The sequence below is a fragment of the Sphingobacterium allocomposti genome (assembly GCF_008124885.1).
GTDB classification, from domain to species: domain Bacteria; phylum Bacteroidota; class Bacteroidia; order Sphingobacteriales; family Sphingobacteriaceae; genus Sphingobacterium; species Sphingobacterium allocomposti.
This window is the reverse complement of the sequence record NZ_VNHX01000008.1, coordinates 21,662-38,989: the sequence shown is the minus strand read 5'-3', so window position 1 is coordinate 38,989 and position 17,328 is coordinate 21,662. Positions and strand designations below refer to the sequence as shown.

At 47.1% G+C, this 17,328-nt stretch carries 23 protein-coding genes; all 23 read right to left on the bottom strand.

The genetic code is table 11. From position 1 onward, the window contains the following. Window positions 1–5 precede the first annotated feature (5 nt). The 23 genes from BC792_RS07655 to flxB all read right to left on the bottom strand — a co-directional run bounded on the left by BC792_RS07655 (window position 6) and on the right by flxB (window position 17,328). A complete protein-coding gene (locus BC792_RS07655) occupies window positions 6–491 on the bottom strand; it encodes a hypothetical protein (RefSeq protein WP_148908406.1) in 486 nt (161 codons plus the stop codon). Continuing rightward, entirely contained in the window at window positions 488–871 is a 384-nt protein-coding gene (locus tag BC792_RS07650) for an ApeI family dehydratase (protein ID WP_148908405.1), read from the bottom strand. The genes BC792_RS07655 and BC792_RS07650 overlap by 4 nt, the downstream gene beginning before the upstream one ends. A gap of 7 nt (window positions 872–878) precedes the next feature. After that, a complete protein-coding gene (gene lolB2 / locus BC792_RS07645) occupies window positions 879–1,502 on the bottom strand; it encodes a flexirubin biosynthesis protein LolB2 (protein ID WP_148908404.1) in 624 nt (207 codons plus the stop codon). Beyond that, window positions 1,480–2,103: a flexirubin biosynthesis/transport protein LolA2 gene (gene lolA2 / locus BC792_RS07640; RefSeq protein ID WP_148908403.1), complete on the bottom strand. Its 624-nt coding sequence runs from the start codon at window positions 2,101–2,103 to the stop codon at window positions 1,480–1,482. Before lolA2 ends, lolB2 begins: the two co-directional genes overlap by 23 nt. Continuing rightward, window positions 2,093–2,866: a polysaccharide deacetylase family protein gene (locus tag BC792_RS07635; RefSeq protein WP_148908402.1), complete on the bottom strand. Its 774-nt coding sequence runs from the start codon at window positions 2,864–2,866 to the stop codon at window positions 2,093–2,095. The genes lolA2 and BC792_RS07635 overlap by 11 nt, the downstream gene beginning before the upstream one ends. Next, window positions 2,860–3,918: a beta-ketoacyl synthase N-terminal-like domain-containing protein gene (locus BC792_RS07630; protein WP_148908401.1), complete on the bottom strand. Its 1,059-nt coding sequence runs from the start codon at window positions 3,916–3,918 to the stop codon at window positions 2,860–2,862. The genes BC792_RS07635 and BC792_RS07630 overlap by 7 nt, the downstream gene beginning before the upstream one ends. Beyond that, complete coding sequence (locus BC792_RS07625; protein WP_148908400.1) at window positions 3,915–5,111, bottom strand: beta-ketoacyl-[acyl-carrier-protein] synthase family protein; 1,197 nt, start codon at window positions 5,109–5,111, stop codon at window positions 3,915–3,917. Before BC792_RS07625 ends, BC792_RS07630 begins: the two co-directional genes overlap by 4 nt. A 1-nt stretch (window position 5,112) precedes the next feature. After that, window positions 5,113–5,370: a phosphopantetheine-binding protein gene (locus BC792_RS07620; protein WP_148908399.1), complete on the bottom strand. Its 258-nt coding sequence runs from the start codon at window positions 5,368–5,370 to the stop codon at window positions 5,113–5,115. Window position 5,371: 1 nt separating this feature from the next. Further along, window positions 5,372–5,962 (bottom strand): hypothetical protein, encoded by a 591-nt coding sequence (locus tag BC792_RS07615; protein WP_211357493.1) that lies wholly within the window; start codon window positions 5,960–5,962, stop codon window positions 5,372–5,374. An 8-nt stretch (window positions 5,963–5,970) separates the two neighbouring features. Then, complete coding sequence (locus BC792_RS07610) at window positions 5,971–7,071, bottom strand: beta-ketoacyl synthase N-terminal-like domain-containing protein (protein ID WP_211357492.1); 1,101 nt, start codon at window positions 7,069–7,071, stop codon at window positions 5,971–5,973. Continuing rightward, window positions 7,071–7,517, bottom strand: a complete 447-nt coding sequence (locus BC792_RS07605) for an acyl-CoA thioesterase (protein ID WP_148908396.1) — start codon at window positions 7,515–7,517, stop codon at window positions 7,071–7,073. Before BC792_RS07605 ends, BC792_RS07610 begins: the two co-directional genes overlap by 1 nt. Continuing rightward, window positions 7,492–8,772 carry an ABC transporter permease gene (locus tag BC792_RS07600; protein WP_148908395.1) on the bottom strand — a complete coding sequence of 427 codons (1,281 nt, stop codon included), beginning with the start codon at window positions 8,770–8,772 and terminating at the stop codon, window positions 7,492–7,494. Before BC792_RS07600 ends, BC792_RS07605 begins: the two co-directional genes overlap by 26 nt. Next, window positions 8,765–9,517 (bottom strand): ABC transporter ATP-binding protein, encoded by a 753-nt coding sequence (locus tag BC792_RS07595; protein WP_148908394.1) that lies wholly within the window; start codon window positions 9,515–9,517, stop codon window positions 8,765–8,767. The genes BC792_RS07600 and BC792_RS07595 overlap by 8 nt, the downstream gene beginning before the upstream one ends. Continuing rightward, the gene (gene darH, locus BC792_RS07590; RefSeq protein WP_246154906.1) at window positions 9,514–10,512 is read right to left on the bottom strand and encodes a BtrH-related acyltransferase DarH; all 999 of its coding nucleotides are present in this window, start codon (window positions 10,510–10,512) and stop codon (window positions 9,514–9,516) included. The genes BC792_RS07595 and darH overlap by 4 nt, the downstream gene beginning before the upstream one ends. Then, window positions 10,509–10,913 carry a flexirubin biosynthesis protein DarG gene (DarG, locus tag BC792_RS07585; RefSeq protein WP_148908393.1) on the bottom strand — a complete coding sequence of 135 codons (405 nt, stop codon included), beginning with the start codon at window positions 10,911–10,913 and terminating at the stop codon, window positions 10,509–10,511. Before DarG ends, darH begins: the two co-directional genes overlap by 4 nt. A 226-nt stretch (window positions 10,914–11,139) precedes the next feature. Further along, a complete protein-coding gene (locus tag BC792_RS07580; RefSeq protein WP_148908392.1) occupies window positions 11,140–11,601 on the bottom strand; it encodes a hotdog family protein in 462 nt (153 codons plus the stop codon). A 4-nt stretch (window positions 11,602–11,605) separates the two neighbouring features. Beyond that, complete coding sequence (locus BC792_RS07575; RefSeq protein WP_148908391.1) at window positions 11,606–12,028, bottom strand: hotdog family protein; 423 nt, start codon at window positions 12,026–12,028, stop codon at window positions 11,606–11,608. Further along, window positions 12,028–13,161 (bottom strand): dialkylresorcinol biosynthesis protein DarB, encoded by a 1,134-nt coding sequence (gene darB, locus BC792_RS07570; protein ID WP_148908390.1) that lies wholly within the window; start codon window positions 13,159–13,161, stop codon window positions 12,028–12,030. The genes BC792_RS07575 and darB overlap by 1 nt, the downstream gene beginning before the upstream one ends. A 1-nt stretch (window position 13,162) precedes the next feature. Further along, entirely contained in the window at window positions 13,163–14,068 is a 906-nt protein-coding gene (locus BC792_RS07565; RefSeq protein ID WP_148908389.1) for an NADPH-dependent FMN reductase family protein, read from the bottom strand. Between the two features lie 145 nt (window positions 14,069–14,213). Then, complete coding sequence (locus tag BC792_RS07560; RefSeq protein WP_148908388.1) at window positions 14,214–15,101, bottom strand: LpxL/LpxP family acyltransferase; 888 nt, start codon at window positions 15,099–15,101, stop codon at window positions 14,214–14,216. Window positions 15,102–15,116: 15 nt separating this feature from the next. Continuing rightward, window positions 15,117–15,368: a phosphopantetheine-binding protein gene (locus BC792_RS07555; protein ID WP_148908387.1), complete on the bottom strand. Its 252-nt coding sequence runs from the start codon at window positions 15,366–15,368 to the stop codon at window positions 15,117–15,119. Further along, window positions 15,365–16,588: a beta-ketoacyl-[acyl-carrier-protein] synthase family protein gene (locus tag BC792_RS07550; RefSeq protein ID WP_148908386.1), complete on the bottom strand. Its 1,224-nt coding sequence runs from the start codon at window positions 16,586–16,588 to the stop codon at window positions 15,365–15,367. Before BC792_RS07550 ends, BC792_RS07555 begins: the two co-directional genes overlap by 4 nt. Window positions 16,589–16,596: 8 nt before the next feature. Continuing rightward, on the bottom strand, window positions 16,597–17,328 hold the full coding sequence (gene flxB, locus BC792_RS07545; protein ID WP_148908385.1) for a flexirubin biosynthesis SDR family reductase FlxB: 732 nt from the start codon (window positions 17,326–17,328) through the stop codon (window positions 16,597–16,599).

Sequence of the window (17,328 nt, the reverse complement as noted above, 5' to 3'; positions counted from 1 at the left end):
TAAGTTTATCGACCTAATTTTCCCTGTTCCTCTGCAGTAAAGAGTGTGGATTGCTGTGCATATCTTCTAACCAGGTTCTTTACTGCCGTGGGCTGCGCCGCAAAATTACTTAAAATCATTTGCTTGTCCTCTCCCATATTCTTTTTATACCGTATCACCTTCGGCGCATTTTCCTGTATAGCCAAGCGGATCAATCTGATCTCCACCTCCTTCGGAGCTGACCGCACAGCCCCGTCGAGGAGAGCTACCCCCTCGACCACGGCCTTTCTTTTGTCTTCCTGTTTAGGTAAGAGGCGCGCTCTCAGTATCAGAGAGGCCCCTTTATACGCCAGTAATACAGGGTCGTTTTTTGTATATCCTTGAAGAGACGTGTATAACGTCTCCGTCGTTTCCCTGGAGTTTTTTGCTTCCTCAAATTGCCTCCTCACATCTTCTATGTTGATGCCAAGGAAACCCAGCAGACAAATGGTTATACAGGCAGCTAATTTCATTCGTGCTCTATTTTATAGACGTTGGTTAATTTTAGGGCAACAGTATCCTCAAAGCATGATACATTTTTCACCTTAATATGTGTTTCATCCTCGTATACCAGCTCCAGGTCGAGCGTTAGTAACGGATGTTCCAACGGATTGATCAACGCCATAAACTTGACATTGGAAGATCTCAGCAGAAAAAGGGGTTTGTTAAGGATCGCTTCACACAGGTCTTTAATAATTTGCATCATACACACGCCGGGCGTCACAGGGTTTCCGGGGAAATGGCCCCGGAATATAGCATGATCTGCATTAAGCCGGATCGCTGCACGATAGCTGGTATCTGTCGTGCGGGTAATCTGTTCTGTGCGGTAGAAATCGCCTAATATCGTATCCATATTGCCGTTATAAAGTGGACTGGTTGCGGTCCAAAAAAAGATGAATAGTAATCGGTAATTGTTGATGTTCAACGGTTACTCCAAGGGGAATACCGCTGTTAACATCGTTGTAAATGACAGTAAAACGCTCCTTTGTGCCCTTGGTTTTTGTTATACGATCTACTTCCCGCTGTTTGAGCAGATAGTAGCTATCGTTCGACACATAGACAGGGTAATGTTGCTTTCCTGAAAACATGAGTGCCGAAGAAGCAAATGTACGCTGCGTCATCGTCCGAAATATCCCTGCAATTTCCTTCCGTATAAACTTTTTATCTAAATCGGGCATGATAAAGTGTACAACGTCTTTGTCGGGAGAAATGGTTAAATCAAATAACGTTTGACCGAAGTCACTAACCAGTGCTATCCGATGTTCATCGGCGGCGAGTGCTTTTACGAGCAGCGTTCCATTAACATCCTGCTTAAAGGCATTCACCTTTGCCCTATAAACAAAAGCCTTGGTGGTGTCTATATAGTACGTATTCAGCTCCTTCATTTCCGACTCACGCATGCCGACTGCTTCAGGATAACGATAAACGGCACACGAGACGAGGAGAAATGAGGAGTATAAGCTAAAAATTAAAAACCGAATCATGCAACTTCGTATTTATTTTTCTATTTTTTAAGACAAAGCGGGTGTAATCTCCCGAAGGCTCTCTGAGTATAATTTCCCTAACCAGGTTGTCGGACCCGCTGAAAAGCAGGGATATCTCTTTAATATAACGCTTTGTATCCGTTGTTTTGGGAACAAGCTTTATCGTGCTCCCGCCAGCCTCCTTAAGATAAGAAACGGCAAACTCCTTTTCATTATATTCCTCTCCCCGGATCGCTGAAGAAACGAGGTGGCTGATTTTCTCAAACTGCTTGCTGTTACTGACGTCGATCGATTGTCTTTTCCCCTGATCGTTGATGAGCACCTTTCCCGCCTTAAACACCATCTTGTATGCAAACGGGCTTGTATACGACCAGCTCAAGCGATCGGGATGCTGAACATAAAGTTTTCCGGTAGATTCCACCGGCTTTTTAATAAAACTCATATGTTTATACTGCACGAAATCGGTTTCCAAAGTTTTTATCTCTTTCGCTTTCTGAAGAGATTTTTTAAATGCTGACACTTCCGCAGGGGACATCTGCACCTGCGCCAGGGCGAGGTAAGGAAGCATACAGCAGAAAAAATATATCAGCTTACGTATCATACGGGTACAAATTTAACAAAACATCGACAGAAACGCAGGTATACCCCTCCTTTTGCAAGTAAGGTAGAAGCCGCCGCAACACGTCCACTGTCCGGGGAGAGGTATCGTGAAAAAGGATAATATCACCCGGTGTCAGTTTCCTGCACACCCGCTCAAAGATTTTTCCTTCGTCGAACGTAATGGTATCCAATGAACGATTACTCCATCCGATGACTTGGTGCTTTGTGTATTTGACGGCCTTCGCAACCGAAGGATTAGTCACACCAAATGGCGGCCGGAAAAATTTGGGGGACCGTCCCAACAAGTTCCGGATCACCTCATCGGTTCTCCCGATCTCTTCTTTTACCTGCGTTTCGTTGAGAAAGCCGAAACTACGGGAATGGGAAAAGGTATGGTTACCAACAGTGTGTCCTTGGTGTACGATTTCTTTCAACACTTCCGGATAGACCAATAGCTGCTTCCCTACACAGAAAAAGGTCGCTTTCGCTCCGTGCTGCTGCAACAGTTCTAATATCTGTGCAGTGTGCGCCGTCGGACCGTCATCAAACGTTAGGGCGACTAACTTCGATGATAGATGTTTTTTTCTATAGAATGTCTCGGTAAAATATCCCAGCCGGATGTCGAATGCTCCCCAGGCGGTGATGCCCACTCCCGCACAGCATACGAAAGCCAACCAGCCAAATGATCCCTGCCAGATAGCGTGCAACAGCGCCAGCACGCCTATGACCAAAAAAAAGGGAAATAAAACGGCGTGCTTTAACATGTGCGGACAAGAAGTAATGAATGATCTTTCCCCCGGTACTGATTATATAGGAGTATATTCTTGACTGGACGTTGTGGACGCCCCTGCCAACGGAGTATCGGCTGTGCTGCTCCGTGTTTCGCTACCGTCGCAGCGACAGCGGGCGCGAAGGCGGAACAGCTATCGTACTGACCTATGAGGTGTTTATAATACAAGACATCAGCATTTGTGAGCTGCTCCTGCACCGGGAAATAGTAGCTGTCAAATGCCTTATCTCCGTTAATTCCTAATATAGCAATGTCTATATCGTGGCTCGTAAGGCCGTTACCCTGAAGAAAACCGCTGATGGTGGCAGTTATTTCATCCTCTCCAACGCTGTTTATGATATGTACATCGACGAGTTCTGCGTAGCTTTCCGCCGTTCTCTCACCGCTCAGCAAAAAGAAAGTAGCTCCCTCGGCGTAGTTCACTCCCTGTGTCTGACTAGTTTTTATCGATTCGTTCACACCGTCGGGTTTTATATAGCCAATGCGCTGCAGCAGCGAATATGTATGATCAGAGATTTCATCTACGCCGCCAACCAAAACATTTGCTACCTCTCCCGAATGGATCTGCAACATGGCGTCCAGCATACCGGACTCGAAAGATACGGAACGGTTTACGTAAGTGAAGTTATACCCTTGACAAGCCAAACGTAACGCGATCTGGGCCGCGACGGTATTGTGCGTGGACTGGATAAACGAGGTGGGCGTCAGAAATTGTTCATCGTTGTCAAGTATAGTACGAAGGAATTTTTCAGAGTCTTCGGAACAACCTAATCCTGTGCCTACAATTATGGCCTCCGGTGTGCTAACCCCTGCCTCATCGAGCGCCTGCTGTGCAGCAAATATTCCCATCTTTATTCCTCTTGACATCCTTCGTATTAGTGCCGGTGGAATCAGCGCCTTGTACGAAGGCTGTATCGCGGCTGTGATGGGCGAATCTATGGGCACTGCCTCCTCAAAAAAGGATGGCCTCCAGATTCCCTGCGGGGTCACAGCGCCGATACCGTTTATGAATACCCTGTTTTTCAAGCCTGTGAAAAAATAAGTGTTGAACAATTACCTCCAAAACCGAATGAATTGGATAAGACATGCTTTATGGGCCGATAAACAAGCTCCGTCTGAGGAACGAGGTTAATTTCGGACATCGGCGTGTCAAAGTTAAGATTGGGAAACACCACTTCGTTTCGGATACTCAAGATACTGTACACGGCTTCTATAGCCGCCGCTGCGGCCAACGTATGCCCTGTAAAAGCTTTTGTAGAGCTAAAAAGCGGCACGGAATCTCCGAAAGCCCTTTGCAGGGCCCTGCCCTCTGACAGGTCGTTATTTGGTGTAGCCGTTCCATGCACATTGATGTACCCTATTTCATCCGGCGAAAGCCCGGCAACCTCAAGGGCTTTACGCATCGCGAGGTAAGCCCCTTCTCCGTTATCGGAAGAAGCTGTCTGATGGAAGGCATCGTTCGCATTGCCGTACCCGCTGAGATAGGCCAGTACCTGCTTCTTTTCTTTCTTGACGACTTGTTCCGATTCCAAAACGAGGTAAGCCGCGGCCTCTCCCAGGTTCAAGCCTTTCCGGTTGTTGTCGAAAGGTTTACAGAACTCGTCAGAGAGGATCATTAACGTTTTAAACCCATTAATTGTAAACTTGCTCAACGCGTCTGTTCCCCCCACGATTATACGGTCTACCCGTCCTGCCTGAACTAACCGGGCACCCATCATAATCGCGTTCGCCGCCGAAGAGCAGGCTGTGCTGATCGTCGAGACGAATCCTTTGATACCTAAATAGTCCGCGATCTTATGAGAGGAGTCTCCTGCATCGTGGGAAGTAATATAGGGCTGCACCGAGAGGTCGTCCAGGTACCTATAGAAGTAGCGCTCAGTATAGTCCATACCGCCGACACTTGTGGAAGAAATAATACCGGTTCTGTAGTCGTTCGGCAAGGTAATACCGGCAGACTGAACCGCCTGTTTTGCAGCATAGCATCCCAACAGTGCGGTTCTCGTAAAATTGTTTGAATGGGGCAATCCCAACATATCAACCAGCTCGGCGTTTGTGAGCTTGACTTCCCCAACCCAGATACTGTCCTTCTGCGTTGTAGCAAAATTCTGAACACGGGAAATTCCCGGTCTTTTGTTCAGCAAAGCTGATAGGTTCGCTTCTACGGAGTTGCCAATGGAAGAAATTATACCTACACCAGTTATCGCGACCCTCGGGTTCATATTATTTTGTCCGGTTTTCGGAAATATAAGCTGCCATTGTTTCTATCGATTTAAATATCGCTTTCCCTTGTTTAGGGTCGGACAATTTGATACCATATTCTTTGTCCAGCAAAACAATTAACTCCAGCGCATCAATGGAATCCAACCCAAGACCGTCTCCGAATAACGCATCTCCGTCCTGGATATCACCTACTGTGACGTCTTCAAGGTTTAGCACCTCGATGATCTTGCCTTTTAATTCTTCTTTTAACTCTACCATTTTATCGAAATAAGTCTTCTATATTTTTCTTTGTATGTTCTTTTTCTCCGTTAGGACCAACAAGATACAAAACGGCATCATAATTTTCCTGAAAAAGTTCGGCCCAGCCGCACATAACCCGCTTTGCTTTCCCTGATCGCAGCAGATACGCTGCGTACATCTCTATCGTCTCTGTTGGGAAACACTCATCTACTAAAAATATGTTTTCAGTCATCAGCTGATGGCGGATACAGAGTTCTCCTTCGCAGATATTCGGCAATGTATACACAAATGTTGCTGGACTCGGAAAAAAGGACTCTTTTTCCTGAATACTTTGCTGATGCTTAATATCTGTATCCAAGCTACTCGATCGATTAGCCATCACTAGCGCTATTCCATCTTTGTCCTGTTGCTGCAATAGAAAGTCGGCCGCTAGAAACACAAGTTTGCTGAGGTTATCCATTTTGTAGAACTTGGGATAATCCACCTTTAGAAGACGAAATGCTTCTTTGGCAAAGTCAATAAACGATGCCGCAGGCAGCCCTTTCCAGTAGGGAGCCCCGTCTAGCCAGATCGTGTTTTCAGAAATCCGACAGGACCTTTCTATATACATATTGTCTGTCATCTCCGTTCAATAATCATCGCGGCATTGCTCCCTCCAAATCCCGACGCGGTTTTCAATGCCCTCCGTGTCTGCTGCCTTGTTATGTTCTCCAGCACATTTAGCGGTTGGGATACGCCGATCTCTCCAAAACCTTGCGTCGGCAGCAACACACCTTCTTCCATGGATTTCATTGTGACAGCCAGTTCCAGAAGCCCCGACGCGCCCAGCGTGTGGCCATAGTAACCTTTAAGGCTGTTAAGGGGCACCTGCTCGAGGCCTAAACGGCTAAATGCAACGGATTCCATTTCGTCGTTGTACAACGTGGCCGTGCCATGGGCAGAGATATAGTCGATGGAACCTATGTCGATACCTGCTTCTTGGACCGCCGCTGCGATGCTTCGGCAGAGTCCCTCGCCAGTACGGGAAGGGCCCGAAATATGGTTCGCATCGTTTATTGCTCCGTCGCCCAGAATCTTGAAAGCACCTTTCTCCCGGCTCATGTAGACACAGGCGGCGGCTTCGCCCAGCGACACGCCGTGCCGACGCTTATCGAATGGCCTGCATGGAAACGGGCTCATTGCCTGGAACGCCTGGAACCCCGACACCACAAATTCGCTGACCACGTCTCCGGCCAACACAATGGCGTCGTCGTATTGCCCCATTTGGATGAGACGTTTTGCCGCTATCACGGCCAGCAACCCTGAAATACAGGCATGAGAAACAACAACCGGTTTGGTATGAATTCCAAGGCGCGCCGCTATCTTCTTAGCGAGCACGCTCACTCTGGCTCCCTCTATGTCACCGCTGTCGAGAAGAGAGATGTTTCCTTTCGTTGTTGATAGAACCAGCGCGGTGCGGGCTGTCGGCTTATATTTTTTCACTAGAGGCGCGGCTGCTATTTCCATCATGTGTTCGAGAAGCGTGCCTGTGGCTGTCGGTGCGCGCGGAATAATGGCGTCCTCGGCCATCTTTCCGACGAAGACATTCCCGCACTTTCCCATGTCTGCTTGCACAATGCCTATATGGCCTTCGGTGAGGCGTTCCCAATTGGTGGGCAGGTCGAGCCCTAAAGGGCTAACACAATTTGCTTCGTGCAGATATACTGATGGCCAATCCATTACCCCAATCCTACCTTTATCTTCCATGCAACCATAAAATCGGGGATGGTCAATGCTAAGCTACCGTCCGGCCCCAGAAAAACCTGCACTGTTTCCCCTTGACAGACAAGCTGGTCTTGCTCATTATATACTTCGAAGCGAAAAATCATTTTCGCCGCAGGCGTATCGACATAGAAAGTCTCCACCCGGGCCGTTTCTCCGTAACGTAATGGGTGTTTGTGTTCACAGACAGACCGCACAATGGGTGTTGTAAAACCCTCGCGCTGAACCGTAAGGTAATCTATACCATACTTTTTCCCAAACGCTTCCCTTCCCTGCTCAAAGTACAGGATGTAATGTCCGTGCCACACAATGCCAAGCGAATCCACCTCACTAAACCTTACCGGAAAGCTGATAGTTGCATGCAGTCCGGACCTCTCCTTAAACCGTTCTCTTCTTCTTATCATATAAAATGGCAATAGTGAGCGTCACTGTGAAAAACAAAATTAACAAAATAATCTCAGGTAAAATATCGGCCAGGCGCCCCCGCCGCAGAAGGACATCGTAAAATGCACTGAGCCCCCAGTTCATCGGCGAAGCTGCCGAAAGCTTCTGCATAATGGGCGGCATGATAAACACGGGCACCCATACGCCTCCAACCGCAGCCAATACAACGGTTAGTGTCGCCCCAAACGGTGCCGACTGCTCTTGTGTTGACGCCACGGTGCCTACTAAGATTCCCATTCCAATGGCCGCCAGCCCGCTCGACAGTGCTATTGCACTCAATATGCCCAAATTCCCCTGAACGTCAAAGGGGTGCAGCCCAAGATGTGGAAAAAGATACGCGCCGACAAGCAGCATCAAATAAAACTGTACCAGACTGACTATAGCATAAGCAATAGTCTTGCCCAGCAGAAAAAGGCCGTAGGGCGTGGGGCTCATTGCAATTCGCACCAATGTTCCTTGCGATTTTTCCTTCACTATATTTATTGATAAGGGAACGACTATAAAAAAGATCGCAAATAGCGCCCAAGCCGGCACATTATGTTGTACGGCGCTGGGCATCGCCACCATGCCTCCTGCACTTTCCACAACCTCTTTGAACGAAATAAATTTCTGCTCGCTGAATGCAGCGTTATCGGCGTCGCCCAGTTCATTCTGGAACGTTGCATAGATTGTCTTCGTTTCAATATTGGAAACGAGCTTATCAATAGTCATCCTTATGGCCGTCTTGAAGGATGATTGCGTCGCCGGATCAAAATAAAGTTTAATCTCTTTCTCTTCCGGCGGTACGCCGGACGTCTGTAATGAGTCCGCGCTAAAATCGAATGCTGACAGGATCTCGTCGACATTGTGCTTCACATGCGCCTGCAGATCGCGACTTAAGTTTTCAGGTAGCACAATCGCCAGCTGGAAATCACCCCGATGTACAACGGCTCTTGCAGTTTCCTCGGTTAAGACCCCGCCATCCAACGACGTGACAAGTGTCAGCTCGCCGGACTCCTTGAATCCGTCTTTGATTCTTTGGGAGATTGCACCTTTGTCGTTGTCGACCAGCAGCACCTCCATCTTCGCTCCTAAAATCGAGTCGAATGATCCCTTTTGCACCATTGTAACGGCAACCAACAGGATCATTGGCATAACGAAAAGGATAACGAGTCCACCAAAGTCCCGACCAAGGAGCAGTAGTTCCTTTTTAATTGATGCAAACAGCTTAGCCATCTCTGTATCCCTTTCCTGTCACGTATAAAAAGACGTCTTCCAAATTACGTGCGCCATGTACCGAAGCAATCAAATCGTCCGGCGAGCCCGTTCTCCACAGCTGCCCCGATTCTATAATCCCAACACGGGAACAAAATTCCTGAGCTTCCGGCAAATGATGAGAAGTATAGACAATGGTTGTTCCCTCCTTATTCAGGTTGCGTAGATAGTCCATTATCGCCTGTTTAGAGTGGAGATCTACCCCTACCGTAGGCTCGTCGAGGAAAAGTACCGCTGGTTTGTGCAGGACGCCGGCCAATAGGTTCACCCGTCTCTTCATGCCGCCGGAGAACGTGTCTACGCGTTTTTTCCCGTAGGAGTCCAATCCTAACCTTTCAAGGCCCTGTCTGACGTTTTCGTCAAGCTGCCGTCCCTTCAACCCATACATGCTGCCAAAGTAACGTAAGTTTTCCTCGGCCGTCAACGACGGGTAGAAAGCAAAATCCTGAGGCACCACGCCAATGGCCGACCTTATTTTGCTACCACACGTTCGATACGTTAGCCCTAGGATACTGACCAAGCCAGCTGTAGGTTTAATTAAGCCACAAAGCATGGAAATCAGCGTTGTTTTGCCAGCTCCATTCGGCCCTAACAGTCCAAAGATTTCTCCTTCTTCGATAGCAAGGCCTAGATTCGCCACAGCCCACCGTTCATCGTCGCGATATCGCTTGGAAAGATTTTCGATATGGATAACCGTCCTGTTCACACCACCTGCTTTAATCGCTTAAAAAACGCCTCCTCCAAATCTGCCAAATGCAATAAATCCGCGGATAGTTTCTCATAAACATCTTCGTGATTACTCCGCTTTTTGTACACACGGGAAGCTTCCACAGCAAAGTCTCTCCATAAATCGCCGATATGTGTCATCTCTTCGGAAAATCCAAGAAGTTCGGGATGGTTGATTTTCTTGCCGGCTTCCTGCAGGAACGCCGAATATATATACCGAAATCCGCCTCCACCGGTGCCGATCTCTTCTTGCATACGCACCATCTGGGCGAGGTAATAGTTCGCTTTTTTAACTCCGACTTTGGCGGGCCACTTCCGTATAGCCCTGGCGACCATCCGCATACCGCGGACGCCTACAATAGGAACCGGAGCAAGCATATCATTGCAGGTTTTCTTTATGGCTTTTTTTATCGCCTTTTCCCAATCTATCGTCGGCGGGATATAGATAGGATAGTAGATATGTCCCCGCGGGGCTAACACCCCCTTGGAAAAACGCACCTTCTCCAGCTCAGGCTCAGAGAGTCTATGAACTTTTTCCATGGTAGGATCGCTGATAAGATATTGATCGCCCTCTTTTCCGTAAACAACGAGATTATGAGCATTAAAATGAAAGCGGTAATCTTCTGGAAAGTACGGGAGATGGTATACGCCGACCTGCAAGCCACAAGGGATATTACGTCGTAAGTTTTCATCTAAAACGTGCTGAGCCTTCTTCTTATCGGAGAACTTTTGCCTTTTTATTTTCAGGCCTAAGCGTTTGGCGAGCCTATTGAAAATCCAACCGGGAGCAGGCCGATAGCTGAGTCCTGGTGCGTGGTTAACCTTCAAAAAGGGCAGATATACATAGAAAAGGCCTGAACCAATGCCAAACACCATGGGCTCGCTGATATCCAGACCCTTGTTTTTTAGCAGGTTGGAGGCGACGCCATTTTCACAATGGGCTGTTATTTGATGCTCAAATGCTAACTGTATCAATTTCCTTTGTAGTTTCTTAATTCGTTTATACTAATCTCAAAAGCTTCTGCATACTTTTTTAACGTCTTGTCCGAAAGCCGTTCAAAGACGGCAGGTTTAGCGTGACGTTTGACGCGCCATTTCCATATCCCCGTGTAGTCGGAAACGATCTGCCAATCCATCCTTCGGAGCTCCATAAAGTATACGATGGGACTGACATGCCCTGCTTTAACGCCTGCGCGGGCCGTATCGATACGCTCCTGTATCTCCTGCATGGTGTGATCCTGCACTATGTTCTTCGCATCCCACCCCGTGCTTAATGCGGTGGTATACTCGCCGTTCTCGTCTACAGCGTAATACAGCTCACGTGAGCCTTTTTCAAACACGCGGCCATTATCTTGAGGAACTTCCGATTTTTTCATCAGAACAATTATCTGTAAGTGTTAATCTCAATTGTATAAATGGGCTCATCACCCCCGGTTTCATTTCAATGGTGATGAAGCTTGCATCAATTATCCATTTGTGTCCATCTTCAAGCATGCACGAACCCGTGCGCCCGGTTATTCATATCCTTTTGTTTATAGCAGTTTATACGTGTTTCACACACCGTTCTCTTGCATATATCCGTAAAACAGTTTTTCAGCCTGTTCATGAGTGCTTTAGAAATAAATTGATTTCTGCTCTTGAAAGCAGCCTGTCAGCCCGTTTAGCTTCAACCGCCATGGTACATATGGCGTAGTCCTCTCCATCAAACTGTGATGTCAGTGTAGACTCCGTCCATATTTCATCCCCTATTTCGGGAAGTTCAAAAACAGTCATCTGCTTAACTCCCGAAATAAACCCGATGACCCGCCTATCTGATTTAGGATTGTAATTGTCGTCGTATAACGTCTGTCCTACGATCGACGAACATGTCTGCGCCATATTTTCCATTAGTCCGGCTTCCTGAAAGCGGCCATCCTTCACAAAAATGTTGTCATCGGTAATGCGGAAACTGCAGAGCACACGACTTGGCGAGATTTCCAATATCGCATCCACCATGAGCATCGGCGCACGATGGGGCAAGAAAAGCTTGATATCGATCCCTGTTTTCTGCGGTTGCTGCCCCATTTATCTATTTTGCAATAACGGTTTTCATTTGTGCCTTCGCAATTATTTCGCCATCTAATTTAGTAATAATTTCCACTAATGTAACTCCCATAAACTCCTGAACAATATGAACATCGGTAAATACGGTCTGCCCTACCTTTGGTAGCCGACTGATTTCGACATGTTGCATAGAGCCTATATACCCTGTAGGGGGAACTTCCTTCCGTAAAAAGTAGCTGTATCCTGTATGTAAAGCAACAGACTGCGCCATATGTTCCAGCAGTCCGCTTTCTACGAGGACATTCGAGACGAATAAGGTTCCTTTCTGTACGACATAGGATGATGTGAGTTCCAGCTCTGTGTAGCGCTCCAGGCTGGATACCATGACCATTGGTTGGCGTTGAGGGATTAACCGCAGCAGCGTTTCTCCAGTAATCGGTAAATTCATCAGCAAACGGTTAAATAAGCATAGGCGTATGTAAATCGAGCGCTCTCGGGTACGCATAACATGACATGCTGTCCCTTTTTCAGACGGCCGGAGCGAACGAGCTCCTCCAGCATGAGATATACCGACCCAGCGCCCACATTTCCCACGTCCCTCAGATTCATGAACCATTTGTGGCGCTCGATTTCAATCCCCGCATCAGCGAAGCCGGCGTATAGGCCTTCTACGAAATAATGCGATGAAACGTGTGGCAGCAGATAATCGATATCCGCGGGTGTTATACCATGTTTGTCCATCGCGTGCTTCATGCTTTCCACTCCTTTGGTGAGTATGTAACGGTCGAGCAGTTTGGTATCCTGCTTGACGGCAAATATCGACTGCGACAACCATTCTTCAGAACGATAGTCGGAAAACGATTTCAGACGTCCGTCTTCGCCTTTGTCAGCTCCCGCATACATGCACACCTCCAGCTCATGTGCGAAAGAGTATCCTTCCATCCACTCTATACGCAACGGCTGTTCCCCTCTTGGCATCCTCTCCAATAGTACAGCGGCAGCCCCGTCAGACAACATCCAGCGCAAGAAATCTTTATTGAAAGCAATAATCGGTTGCTCTTCGAGCTGTTTTAAATTCTCGACCTCCTTGCTAAAATGGTCCGCTATCATCCAGGAAGACATCCTTTCGGATCCGGTGCAGATTGCATTACTCGTGTTACCCGAACGTACGGACAGGAAACCAAATTTCAACGCATTCATTCCTGCACAACAGTTTCCCGCAGCCGAGTTGACTTCCATATTTCGATTTCCCAGTTCGCCGTGAACCATAACTGCATGCGATGGCATCAGGTAGTCCGGAGATGATGTGCCACATGATAGTAGTTCGGCGTCGGCCGCAGTAAAATGTTCATCAAAAAGCCCCTCTATCGCCCTCGCCGTTAATTGCGCGTTAGTATGGGTCGGGTGCCCGCTTCCTGTCAAAGCATAGTATCTTGTCTGGATCCCGTTATTGCGTAGGACAATCCGTCTCGCTTTTGATTCCCTATCATTGATCTTGCCCAGATAGGTTTCCATTTCATCATTGCTTACCGGATGATTCGGCAAAAATTTAGCTACTCTATTGATATAAACTTCGTGCATGTCAGATTCCTTCGTAATACAATTTTTCCTTACGATACTTTAAAACGTATAAAACGGGATAAAGCAACAATTCAATGAGGTAAACTATCGGCGATATACCATAAATGGCAAATATCACATAATATTTGAACGCCTGTAGCAAACGCTTACGCTTGGCGGGCTTCCGTAAGATGATTGAGGACCAGATTCGGAACATACGGTTTCCCTTCTTATCCATCGATACAAGAAAAAAACGGTAGTTCACGGCACCGGCCACAACGAGTTCCCGCTGCATCCCCTCAAAGTTACCTTTTTTCAGATAGGGCAAAACTATTTTTCCGTATTTGCCGGCCTCCGCAATATCGGTTTCGGAGACTCCTGGCTTTGGAAAGACCCCATATGCCCGCCGCTTTATGCCAGAGAACATCCAATCGACTATAGTAATCACGGAAATGAGGTTGTGGTGCTTGTCCACCAAGGCAATGTTGCCGACTAATATAGCATCTACGTCCCGCAGCAGTATTTTTACTTTTTCCTGGGCAAGTGCCCACATATTACGGCTGCCGCTCACCGTCACTACCGGTTTTCCTTTTAATATTGTCTGCGCATATTTGCTTTTCAAGAAAGAGTTAATAGGTATAGAGGGCGTAAGATACCATACCTGATAGTGTAGAAAAACAAAATCGTAATCGGTTTCCAAGATGGCTTTGTCTGGCGGATGGATTTCTCCCGGCAGCTGTTGGAAGCTCTCTGGAAAGACATCAAAAAAAGCTTCAGACGTCCATGGAAAAGGAAAGCTCTGAACCATCTTGACTTCGTAAAAGTCGACCATCACATCAGCGTTATCCAATAGGGGAGCAGCGATAGAGTGCGCGATCTCTGCCAATTGCCCCGACTGGGAAAAATAAATGAAAAGTACCTTTTTCATCTGATTAAATTATCTATGAGGCCTGTCTCAATTGCATAGATGAACTCGTTACATCCAGCTTGCTCGTTATCGGTGATTGAGGCTATTAGGTTTGTTCATTCGGCTGTGTGGTTTAAATAAACCTTGACGGTTTCGTACATCGGTATTACGTTTCATCCTCTTTCTTCCAGAAATCAAAAAAATTGAACCACTGCAACGGATACCGGCGCAGTATTTTCTCCACGCTTCTAGTATATGCAGAGAGATACGACTGCGGATCTCTTCTTTTCACGTCTTCAGCTTTCCTGGCGTATAGGTGATAATGCAAGTTAGGTTCTTTCATTACATACACGAAAATCACGGGTACAGCCAGACGGGAGGCGATATGAAAAGGGCCAGCGGGAAACCATGCTGTTTCTCCAAGAAGATCAGCTTCAAGTGTCTTAGCTCCACCTACATATCGGTCGCCGGTGAAGCAGATCAGTTCGTTATTGGAGAGCGCCTCGTTAATCTCGAACACGTGGGACATGTCTTCCTTTAGGTGTATAAATTTGACGCTGGATTTTTCAGAGATGCGCTCTATATATTTTTTGATGCTCGTTCTTTCCTGATCTGCAGTGACCAGATTGATCTTAAAGTCGACATCTATATCTGCAAAAAACTTCTCTGCTATTTCGAAGTTGCCTACATGTGCAGAAATTAGAATCCCCCCTCTTTGCGCGGACAAAGCTTCTTTTAGGTTTTCTATGCCATCAAATTCGTACGTAAATCTGTTCCGTAGGCCAGAAGATATGGCCACCTTGTCGATAATTGTCTGTCCGAAGACAAAGTAGCTGCGGTAAACGCCCCACAGTGCATGCCACCAGGAGTAGCTATGGCGATGACGTAGATAATAAAAAACGCTTCGAAAACTCTTCGGATAAAAGAGAAAATAATAGAATGCTACAAAAACAAGCAATCCATAAGCGGCACGGACGCCCAGCTTTTTAATAAAAAATACAAATATCTTGTAGCCAAGGAGTGTTCCTTTAGATTTTCCGTCCCATTGGCCCATCTGTCATCTTATTTATTAGTTCTTCGCAGCGATTTTACGTTCAACGACATCGTAAAAATCCTGAAAGGTAACCATTCCTGCAAAATCTGCTTCTACAAGTTTTACGCCGAAATTGGACTCGATAATGACAACGAGGTCAACGTAATCTAAACTATCTAAGTCAAGTGATTCCTTCAAAGATGCCGCTGGACTGATAACCTCCTCGTCTACCTCAAACTCATCTACCAATATTTCATTTATCTTTTGATATATACTCACTTTATTCATTCATTAAATTTCTTGACCACCAATGCGGAGTTGGTTCCGCCAAATCCGAAAGAGTTAGACAAATATATATCAAATTCTTGTTTTATGGCGTGTGAAACAAAATTTAATTCCTTTATATCGTCGTCCGGTTCAACTAAATTAATATTTGGCGCGATAAAACCGTGCTGCATCATCAATGTGGAGTAAACGATCTCCGAAGCGCCGGCCATCCAACACTCATGGCCCGTCATAGATTTGGTGGAGCTCACGTAAGGATTGCCTCCAAAGACTTCTAAAATAGCCTTGGCTTCATTAGCGTCTCCCAAGGGTGTGGAAGTAGCGTGGGCGTTGATATAGGTTACATCCTGTGGTCTCAGGTTAGCCTGGACTAACGCACGCCGCATGGCTTTTGCCGGTCCTTCAATGTTCGGTGTGGATATATGCCCGCCATTCGATGAAAATCCGTAGCCCACCACCTCTGCCACTATCGGTGCGCCACGCTTTACGGCCGACTCATAACTTTCCAAAATTACGGTTGCCGCACCACCGCTGGGAACCAGCCCTGTACGCCTCTTGTCGAAAGGACGCGAAGCTTGCTCTGGATGATCGATATCGGTTGCAAATACGCCCAGTCCATCGAAACTGGCCATGGCATACGGATTAATTTCCTGGGCCCCTCCGCAGATGATAAGATCCTGAAGACCCTGCTGAATAAACATAAAGCCCATGCCGATAGCATGAGATCCACTGGCGCAAGCAGCACTGATTGTCATATTCACGCCGGAAAGGCCAAATATCGTAGCGAGGTTCATCGTGACGGTCGAATTCATCGATTTGAATATCGCGCCAGACCCAATCAGCTGGGTGTCCCGTTTATCGCGCACAATATCGGTCGTCTCGATAACGGCTTTAGAGACGCTGTCGTTTCCATAGAGGATACCCATCTCGCGCTGGAGTATGTCTTCTTCCCGAAGTTTTGCCTGCTCAAGCGCTTCCACGGTGGCTAGATACGCATATTCCGACTCTTCGCCCATACTTATGCGCTGACGACGGCTAAGTACTGCTTTTAGATCAGGTGCCGGGACCATCCCTGTCAGCGGTGACTTAAACCCGAATTGAATACGCTCTTTGTCGATTACGATACCTGACCTCCCCTCAAACAAGGAATTACGAACCTCTTCCAAATTGGTTCCAATGCAGGAGTATATTCCCATTCCTGTTATGACAACCCGCTTACTCATCCGTATGATTAAGAATAAATTCCGCCATTAATATTAATAACCTCCCCGGTAATGTATCCTGACTTTTTAGAAGCTAGAAAACATACCAGATCCGCCACTTCTTCCGCCTTCCCAAACCGGTTGGCAGGGATCAGCTTTACCAGCTCACCCTCGTCCATTTCGGCCGTCATGTCGGTGTGGATAAACCCCGGAGCAACGGCATTGACTGTGATATTCCGTTTGGCGACCTCAAGGGCCAATGCTTTCGTAGCTCCGACGACACCAGCCTTGGCAGCAGAATAATTGACTTGTCCTGCTGTCCCTTTTACGCCGGACACAGACACGATATTTATGATACGTCCGAACCGTTGCCGGAGCAGCTTCTGAATAAAGAAATTTGTCACGTTATAAAAGCCTTGTAGAGATACCTGAAGAACCGACGACCAATCGTCCGGAGACATCCACATAAACAAGCCGTCTCTGGCTATTCCTGCATTGTTTATAATAACTTCTACAACTGCTTCCGGATTCCTAACGCTCCAATTTTGCAGGGCTGCCTGTGTTTCTTGTATGTCCGCAACATTAAATTGAAGTATCTCTCCCGTGGCTCCTGTAGCTTCCAAAAGTGCAAGCGTCTCCAGCGCAGCATCTTTGTTTCCCTGATAGTTGATGAGGACGTGATAATTTAGTTCCTCCGCCAGCTTCTGGCAGATAGCGCGACCAATTCCCCTTGAACCTCCTGTTACTAATGCACACTTCAT

Excerpts from the sequence above, each read along its gene's own strand:
- lolA2 (WP_148908403.1), bottom strand. The coding sequence starts at position 2,103 with ATGATACGTAAGCTGATATATTTTTTCTGCTGTATGCTTCCTTACCTC.
- lolB2 (WP_148908404.1), bottom strand. The coding sequence starts at position 1,502 with ATGATTCGGTTTTTAATTTTTAGCTTATACTCCTCATTTCTCCTCGTC.
- darB (WP_148908390.1), bottom strand. The coding sequence starts at position 13,161 with ATGCACGAAGTTTATATCAATAGAGTAGCTAAATTTTTGCCGAATCAT.
- BC792_RS07655 (WP_148908406.1), bottom strand. The coding sequence starts at position 491 with ATGAAATTAGCTGCCTGTATAACCATTTGTCTGCTGGGTTTCCTTGGC.
- BC792_RS07605 (WP_148908396.1), bottom strand. The coding sequence starts at position 7,517 with ATGATAAGAAGAAGAGAACGGTTTAAGGAGAGGTCCGGACTGCATGCA.
- BC792_RS07615 (WP_211357493.1), bottom strand. The coding sequence starts at position 5,962 with ATGTATATAGAAAGGTCCTGTCGGATTTCTGAAAACACGATCTGGCTA.
- BC792_RS07635 (WP_148908402.1), bottom strand. The coding sequence starts at position 2,866 with ATGTTAAAGCACGCCGTTTTATTTCCCTTTTTTTTGGTCATAGGCGTG.
- BC792_RS07580 (WP_148908392.1), bottom strand. The coding sequence starts at position 11,601 with ATGGGGCAGCAACCGCAGAAAACAGGGATCGATATCAAGCTTTTCTTG.
- DarG (WP_148908393.1), bottom strand. The coding sequence starts at position 10,913 with ATGAAAAAATCGGAAGTTCCTCAAGATAATGGCCGCGTGTTTGAAAAA.
- BC792_RS07575 (WP_148908391.1), bottom strand. The coding sequence starts at position 12,028 with ATGAATTTACCGATTACTGGAGAAACGCTGCTGCGGTTAATCCCTCAA.
- BC792_RS07550 (WP_148908386.1), bottom strand. The coding sequence starts at position 16,588 with ATGAGTAAGCGGGTTGTCATAACAGGAATGGGAATATACTCCTGCATT.
- BC792_RS07625 (WP_148908400.1), bottom strand. The coding sequence starts at position 5,111 with ATGAACCCGAGGGTCGCGATAACTGGTGTAGGTATAATTTCTTCCATT.
- BC792_RS07565 (WP_148908389.1), bottom strand. The coding sequence starts at position 14,068 with ATGAAAAAGGTACTTTTCATTTATTTTTCCCAGTCGGGGCAATTGGCA.
- BC792_RS07620 (WP_148908399.1), bottom strand. The coding sequence starts at position 5,370 with ATGGTAGAGTTAAAAGAAGAATTAAAAGGCAAGATCATCGAGGTGCTA.
- BC792_RS07610 (WP_211357492.1), bottom strand. The coding sequence starts at position 7,071 with ATGGATTGGCCATCAGTATATCTGCACGAAGCAAATTGTGTTAGCCCT.
- BC792_RS07600 (WP_148908395.1), bottom strand. The coding sequence starts at position 8,772 with ATGGCTAAGCTGTTTGCATCAATTAAAAAGGAACTACTGCTCCTTGGT.
- BC792_RS07560 (WP_148908388.1), bottom strand. The coding sequence starts at position 15,101 with ATGGGCCAATGGGACGGAAAATCTAAAGGAACACTCCTTGGCTACAAG.
- BC792_RS07555 (WP_148908387.1), bottom strand. The coding sequence starts at position 15,368 with ATGAATAAAGTGAGTATATATCAAAAGATAAATGAAATATTGGTAGAT.
- flxB (WP_148908385.1), bottom strand. The coding sequence starts at position 17,328 with ATGAAGTGTGCATTAGTAACAGGAGGTTCAAGGGGAATTGGTCGCGCT.
- BC792_RS07650 (WP_148908405.1), bottom strand. The coding sequence starts at position 871 with ATGGATACGATATTAGGCGATTTCTACCGCACAGAACAGATTACCCGC.